This window comes from Pseudomonas bananamidigenes, assembly GCF_001679645.1.
In the GTDB taxonomy this organism is placed as follows: Bacteria; Pseudomonadota; Gammaproteobacteria; order Pseudomonadales; family Pseudomonadaceae; genus Aquipseudomonas; species Aquipseudomonas bananamidigenes.
The window spans coordinates 22294-29224 of sequence record NZ_LRUN01000007.1 but is presented as its reverse complement, the minus strand read 5'-3'; the positions used below and the strand labels follow the sequence as shown (position 1 = coordinate 29224).

Here is a 6931-nt window from a genome sequence, read left to right as displayed (position 1 = left end):
TCCGCGTGGGAATGCCTCAAGGGGCGCTCCCGCGTCCCAGTGACGCAGAGCGTCACGAGCTGCATTCCCACGCAGAGCGTGGGAACGATCCAGCTAATCTTGGGTATCAGGTGAACTCGAAGGTGTCCGCATCCAGATTCGCCGGAAAGCGCTCGCGGTAAGCCGCCAGTGGCGCCGCTTCCAGTACCACCTTGAATACCCCGTCAGCCTCCCCGGCCGTCAGCAAGGTCTCGCCCTGAAAATCCAGCACCTGACTGTCACCGGTGTAGGCAAACCCCTTGCCGTCGGTGCCGATGCGATTCACGGCCGCCACGTAGCACAGGTTTTCAATCGCTCGCGCCGGCAACAGACGGTTCCAGTGCAGACGCCGTGCCCCCGGCCAGTTGGCGGTGTACAGCAGCAGATCGGTGTCCTGCGCATCACGGCTCCACACCGGAAAGCGCAGGTCGTAGCAAATCAGCGGCCTGATGCGCCAGCCCTTGAGTTCGAACTGCACCTGACGCTCGCCGGGGGTGTAATGATTGTGCTCGCCGGCCATGCGGAACAGATGGCGCTTGTCGTAATGCCACACTTCTCCGTCGGGGCGCGCCCACAGCAAGCGATTTCGATGGCTGCCGTCAGCCGCCTGAATGATCACGCTGCCGGTGATCACCGCATTGAGTTTCGCTGCCTGAGCCTTCATCCATTTGCTGGTCGGACCGTTTTCGGTTTCGGCCAGGGTTTCGGACTCCATGGAAAAGCCGGTGGTGAACATTTCCGGCAGGATGATCAAATCGGCGCCCCGGGCCTGCTCCAACAAGACGTCGAAGTGCTCGAGGTTAGCCTGGCGATCATGCCAGGCCAGGCTGGTCTGGATCAGCGCCAGATTGAGATCGGGCAAAGCACTCAGATCACGCATAGTTTTGCCGCCGCTTCCCGCAGCGTCTCCTCGCGTTTGGCGAAGCACAGGCGCACCAGGCGCTGGCCTTCGGGGGGACTCCGGTAGAACACCGACACCGGGATACTCGCCACACCATGTTCGCGGGTCATCCACATCGCCATCTCGACATCGTTCAGGTCGGGACGAATCTGCGAGTAGTCGACCAGCTGGAAATAGGTGCCGGTGACCCGGGTGAAGCTGAAACGCGACGGCTCCAGCAGATCACAGAACAGATCACGTTTGGCCTGATAGAAACCGGGCAACTCTTCGACGTGTTCCGGATGCTCGGCCATGTAATCGGCCAGCGCATATTGCAGCGGCGTCACGCCACAGAAACTGACGTATTGATGTACCTTGCGCAGCTCGGAGGTCAGCGCTGGCGGCGCCACCACGTAGCCGGTTTTCCAGCCGGTGACGTGATAGGTCTTGCCGAACGAGCTGACCACGAACGCACGCTGATACAGCTCTTCATGGGCCAGCACGCTCACATGCGGAACGCCGTCGTACACCAGATGTTCGTAGACTTCGTCGCTGATCACATAGATGTCGCGATCGCGGATCAGCGCCGCCAGCTGGTCCAGCTCTGCGCGACTGATTAGCGCGCCGCTGGGGTTGTGCGGGGTGTTGAGGATGATCATCCGCGTGCGCGGACTCAGCGCTGCACTGAGCTTGTCGAAGTCGATGGAGAAATCATCCAGCCCCAGCTGCACATGCACGCAGCGCCCGCCGGCCAGCTCCACCGAAGGCTCGTAGCTGTCGTAGGCCGGATCGAACACGATGACTTCATCGCCACTGTGAATAACCGCCTGAATCGCACAGAAGATTGCCTGGGTCGCACCGGGGGTGACGGTCACCTCGTGATCGGCATCGACATTCACGCCGTAGCTGCGGGCGATCTTCGCTGCAATCTGTTGGCGCAGGGCCGGCAGTCCGGTCATCGGTGAATACTGGTTATGGCCGCTGGCGATGTGCCGACCGACCGCGTCGCGCAGCGACTGCGGGCCGTCGAAATCGGGAAAACCCTGGGACAGGTTGATGGCTCCGGTCTGCGCCGCGAGCTGAGACATCTGCGTGAAAATAGTGATGCCGACATTCGGCAACTTGCTGGTAATCATCGGAAGCCCCTTGCAGGTGAGCTGCAAGTTTCAAGCGGCAAGCTCCAAATCTCAAGCGGCAAGTTACAAGCTGAATTCACCGCCCACAAAAAAGGGCTCCGTGAGAAGCCCTCCTTGTTTTTACGCCTTTAATTGAAGCTTGCAGCTCGAAACCGCTTTATCGCTTGTCGCGACGCTTCTTTTCGGCCTTCTTGTGGTGCGACATCAAGCGACGCTTCTTGTTGACCTGGCGGTCGGTCAGCGTGTTCTTGTTGCCTTCGTACGGGTTCTCGCCGCCCTTGAACTCGATGCGGATCGGCGTACCGACCAGCTTGAGCACACGGCGGTAAGTGTTTTCCAGATAGCGCACGTACGAATTCGGCACTTTCTCGATCTGGTTGCCGTGGATCACGATCAGTGGCGGGTTGGCACCGCCCAGGTGAGCATAACGCAGCTTGATCCGACGGCCGTTGACCATCGGAGGCTGGTGCTCGCTGACCGCGTCTTCGAGGATCTGGGTCAGGCGGCTGGTCGGCCAGCGGGTGACCGCCGACTTGAACGAGTTCTGCACCGACGCGTAGAGATTGCCCACGCCGGTACCGTGCAGTGCCGAAATGAAGTGGATGTCGGCGAAGTCGACGAAGAACAGCCGGCGTTCCAGTTCGGTCTTCACATAGTCACGCTCGCCCGGGGTCATGCCGTCCCACTTGTTCAGCGCGATGACCATTGCACGACCCGCTTCGAGCGCGAAGCCCAGCAGGTTGAGGTCGTGATCGACCACGCCCTCGCGGGCGTCCATGACGAAGATCACCACGTTGGCGTCCTTGATCGCCTGCAGGGTTTTGACCACGGAGAACTTTTCGACTTCTTCGTGGATCTTGCCGCGCTTGCGCACGCCCGCAGTGTCGATCAGCGTGTACTTCTCGTCATTACGCTCGAACGGAATGTAGATGCTGTCGCGGGTGGTGCCAGGCTGGTCATAAACGATCACCCGCTCCTCGCCCAGCATGCGGTTGACCAGCGTCGACTTGCCGACGTTCGGCCTGCCGATGATGGCGATCTTGATGCCGTCCTTTTCGCTCGGGCCCGGAATGCGCTTGGCTTCCTCGCCTTCGGCGACCTCTTCCTGCTCTTCGCCTTCCTGTGGTTCTTCTGCATCCTTCGGGAACTCGCTCAAGGCGATTTCCAACAGATTGCTGATGCCGCGACCATGAGCGCCGGCGATCGGGATCGCATCGCCCATGCCCATCGGCGCGAATTCGGCGCGGGCCATTTCCGGATCGATATTGTCGACCTTGTTGGCGACCACGTAGGAACGCTTGTTACGCTTGCGCAGGTGTTCGCCGATCATCTGGTCGGCGGCGGTGAAACCGGCCTTGGCATCTACCAGGAACAGAACGACATCCGCTTCTTCGATGGCCAGCAGCGACTGCTCGGCCATTTTTTCGTCCATACCATGCTCGTCACCGGAGATACCGCCGGTGTCGATCAGAATGTAGGAACGCCCTTGCCACTTGGCCTCACCGTACTGGCGATCACGGGTCAGACCGGACAGGTCGCCGACGATGGCGTCACGAGTCCTGGTCAGGCGGTTGAACAAGGTGGACTTGCCGACGTTCGGTCGGCCCACCAGGGCGATTACGGGAACCATGCGGCTCTCCACTTCGTTATTTCAGAAAATACAAAAGCCGCTGCGAGGCAGCGGCTGGTGCTCGGGGCAACGCCTGAAAGCGCTGCAAGCCTTGTGGAACAAGGCCGCCTGGGGTGTTAACCCCAAGCATAGTTGTTACTTGATGGTCAGGGCTTCCAGTTTGCCGCTGTTGCCATAGACGTAAATGGTGTCACCTACCACCAGCGGACGGGCACGCAGGCCGTCGCTGTCGATGCGCTCACGGCCGACGAAACGACCGTCCACCTGACTCAGCAGATGCAGGTAACCTTCCAGGTCACCGACTGCAACGTAGCTGGAGAACACTTCCGGAGCCGACAGTTGACGGCGGGCCAGCGAATCATTGCTCCACAGTGCAGTGGTCGAGCGCTCGTCGACACCTTCAACGGTGCCCGAAGACAGGCTCACGTAGACGTTGCCGAAGCCCTGGGCGATACCGGCATAGCTCGACGCATCGCGCTGCCAGAGTTGACGACCGCTTTCCAGATCCAGTGCCGCAACGCGACCCTGATAGCTGGCGACGTACAGCGTACCGCCGGACAACAGCAGACCGCCGTCGATGTCGACCACACGCTCCAGTTCCGAACGTCCCTGAGGAATAGCGATTCGCTGTTCCCAGACCGGCACACCGTTGGAGATGTCCAGAGCGACCACTTTACCGGTCGACAGACCAGCCACCGCAAGGCGGTTGGTGGCGAGCGGCGCACTGGTGCCACGCAGGGTCAGTACGGCCGGAGTGCTGTCATACACCCAGCGTTGCTGACCGGAGGAAGCATCCAGACCGATCAGACGATCGTCTTGGGTCTGCACGACCACGATGTCACCGTTGCTGGCAGGGGGCGCCAGCACTTCGCTGGTCACCCGGGCACGCCATTTCTCTTCACCGTTGAGGGTGTCGAGGGCGATGACATCACCACGCAATGTGCCGACCAGGACCAGACCGTAACCCACACCGACGGCGCCGGAAACAGGCAGATCGAGTTCCTTTTTCCACTTCACGTCGCCGTTGCTGCGATCCATGGCCATCACGATGCCGGTCACGTCCGCGGCGTAGATGGTGTCACCATCGATTGCCGGTACCAGCATGTTGTAGGTTTCGCCCTGACCGTCACCGATCGAACGGCTCCACACTTTGTGCAGAACCACTTCTTCCTTGAAGGAAGTCAGCTCGGCCGGTGGCAATTCCTTGGTGCTGTTGCTGCTGCAACCCGTGGCCAGAATGGCCAGAGCCAGCAATGCTGCATGCTTCCAACCGATCACGTCACGCATCCCCTTTGGCCAGGTCGTCCAGCTTGATTTGAAGGCCGCCGACCGCCGCTTCATCCGACAGTGCCGCCTTGGCTTTTTGATACGCCGCGTTCGCTTCGTCAGTGCGGCCCAGCTGTACCAGCAGGTCGCCCTTGAGTTCTTCACGAGTGGCCAGGAACGACTTGTCGGCATCGCCTTCAAGCAGTTTCAGGGCCTCGTCAGCCTTGTTCTGTGCCCCCAGCACCTGCGCCAGACGCTGACGGGCGATTTCACCCAGCGCCGCGTTGGCAGGCTTGGCGACGATGGCCTTCAGTTCGGTCGCGGCATCGTCGAGCTTGCCGCTGTCGACTGCGACCTTGGCCACGAACAGGCTGCCGTACTGCGCATAGGCAGTACCGCCGAATTCGCTGTTGAGCTTGCCGGCCAGATCCGCGACGCGCGCGGCGTCAGGCTTGCCATCCGGGGTCAGCGTGGTTTCCAGCAATTGCTGATAGAGCACGGAGGCACCTTGCGCCTGATTGCTCTGATACTTGTGGAAAGCCTGCCAGCCGAACACGATGACCAGCGCCAACAGGCCGCCGGTGACCAGAGGTTTGCCGTTGCGTGCCCACCAGTCCTTCAAATCCGCCAACTGTTCGTCTTCGGTACTCGACACCCCAATACTCCTTAATCGCTAAATCGGCTGTTAGGACAGCTTCAACCCTGCACGACGCAGGTGGCCAGGTGAGCGGCAAGCGCATCCCAGGCAATGTTTTGTTGTTCGCCCTGGCCACGCAGGGGTTTGAAACCTACCACTTGCCGGGCCATTTCGTCGTCACCGAGGATCAGTGCGTACAGCGCACCGCTCTTGTCGGCCTTCTTGAACTGGCTCTTGAAGCTGCCGGCACCGGCATTGACCTGCAGGCGCAGGTTCGGCAACTGGTCGCGCACTCGCTCGGCCAGGGCCAGCCCGGCCAGTTCTGCCGCTTCGCCGAAGGCGCAGAGGTAAACGTCGACCTGACGGGAGAGCTCTTGCGGGATCTGCTCCAGGGTTTCCAGCATCAGCACCAGGCGCTCGATACCCATGGCGAAACCGACGCCGGGGGTCGGCTTGCCGCCCATCTGCTCGACCAGTCCGTCGTAACGGCCGCCCGCGCACACGGTCCCCTGGGCGCCGAGTTTATCGGTGACCCATTCGAAAACGGTCTTGCTGTAGTAATCGAGGCCGCGCACCAGTTTCGGGTTGAGCACGTAAGGAATGCCGACGGCATCCAGACGGGCCTTCAGGCCTTCGAAGTGGGCACGGGATTCGTCATCCAGGTAGTCGGCCATCTTCGGTGCATTGACCAGGACGGCCTGCGTGTCGGCGTTTTTGGTGTCGAGCACGCGCAGCGGGTTGGTCTTCAACCGACGTTGGCTGTCTTCGTCCAGTTTGTCGTGGTGCGCCGAGAGGTACTCGACCAGCGCTTCACGATAACGGCCACGGGATTCGCTGGTGCCCAGGCTGTTGAGTTCGAGCTTGACCGCATCACGGATGCCCAGCTCGCCCCACAGGCGCCAGGTCATGATGATCAGCTCGGCGTCGATGTCCGGACCGTCGAGGTTGAAGACTTCCAGACCGATCTGGTGGAACTGGCGATAACGGCCCTTCTGCGGACGCTCGTGACGGAACATCGGACCGATGTACCAGAGTTTCTGCACCTGGCCACCACCGGTAATCCCATGCTCGAGCACAGCACGCACGCAAGCCGCAGTGCCTTCCGGACGCAGGGTCAGGGAGTCGCCGTTGCGGTCGTCGAAGGTGTACATCTCTTTTTCGACGATGTCGGTCACTTCACCGATCGAGCGTTTGAACAGCTCGGTGAACTCGACGATCGGCATGCGGATCTGCTTGTAACCGTAATTATCCAGCAGTCGCGAAACGGTGCCTTCGAAGTAGCGCCATACCGGGGTCTGTTCCGGCAGGATGTCGTTCATGCCACGAATGGCTTGCAGGGACTTGCTCACAGAAATTCCTTAATT

The 6931-nt window shown here is 60.7% G+C and carries 6 protein-coding genes; all 6 read right to left on the bottom strand.

Going from position 1 to position 6931, the window contains the following annotated elements; all coding sequences use genetic code 11:
• Nucleotides 1–106: 106 nt before the first annotated feature.
• On the bottom strand, nt 107–898 hold the full coding sequence (locus BBF94_RS03675) for an amidohydrolase (protein WP_065257696.1): 792 nt from the start codon (nt 896–898) through the stop codon (nt 107–109).
• The gene (locus BBF94_RS03670; protein ID WP_065257695.1) at nt 886–2034 is read right to left on the bottom strand and encodes a pyridoxal phosphate-dependent aminotransferase; all 1149 of its coding nucleotides are present in this window, start codon (nt 2032–2034) and stop codon (nt 886–888) included. Before BBF94_RS03670 ends, BBF94_RS03675 begins: the two co-directional genes overlap by 13 nt.
• A 157-nt stretch (nt 2035–2191) precedes the next feature.
• Nucleotides 2192–3664: a ribosome biogenesis GTPase Der gene (gene der / locus BBF94_RS03665; protein WP_065257694.1), complete on the bottom strand. Its 1473-nt coding sequence runs from the start codon at nt 3662–3664 to the stop codon at nt 2192–2194.
• Nucleotides 3665–3799: 135 nt separating this feature from the next.
• Entirely contained in the window at nt 3800–4951 is a 1152-nt protein-coding gene (gene bamB, locus BBF94_RS03660) for an outer membrane protein assembly factor BamB (protein ID WP_065257693.1), read from the bottom strand.
• Nucleotides 4944–5585: a tetratricopeptide repeat protein gene (locus tag BBF94_RS03655; RefSeq protein WP_065257692.1), complete on the bottom strand. Its 642-nt coding sequence runs from the start codon at nt 5583–5585 to the stop codon at nt 4944–4946. Before BBF94_RS03655 ends, bamB begins: the two co-directional genes overlap by 8 nt.
• Before the next feature lie 41 nt (nt 5586–5626).
• Nucleotides 5627–6916, bottom strand: coding sequence for a histidine--tRNA ligase (hisS, locus tag BBF94_RS03650; RefSeq protein ID WP_065257691.1), 1290 nt, complete (start codon nt 6914–6916; stop codon nt 5627–5629).
• Nucleotides 6917–6931: the final 15 nt, after the last annotated feature.

Coding starts and splice junctions, on each gene's coding strand:
- BBF94_RS03670 (WP_065257695.1), bottom strand. CDS start 2,034: ATGATTACCAGCAAGTTGCCGAATGTCGGCATCACTATTTTCACGCAG.
- bamB (WP_065257693.1), bottom strand. CDS start 4,951: ATGCGTGACGTGATCGGTTGGAAGCATGCAGCATTGCTGGCTCTGGCC.
- BBF94_RS03675 (WP_065257696.1), bottom strand. CDS start 898: ATGCGTGATCTGAGTGCTTTGCCCGATCTCAATCTGGCGCTGATCCAG.
- der (WP_065257694.1), bottom strand. CDS start 3,664: ATGGTTCCCGTAATCGCCCTGGTGGGCCGACCGAACGTCGGCAAGTCC.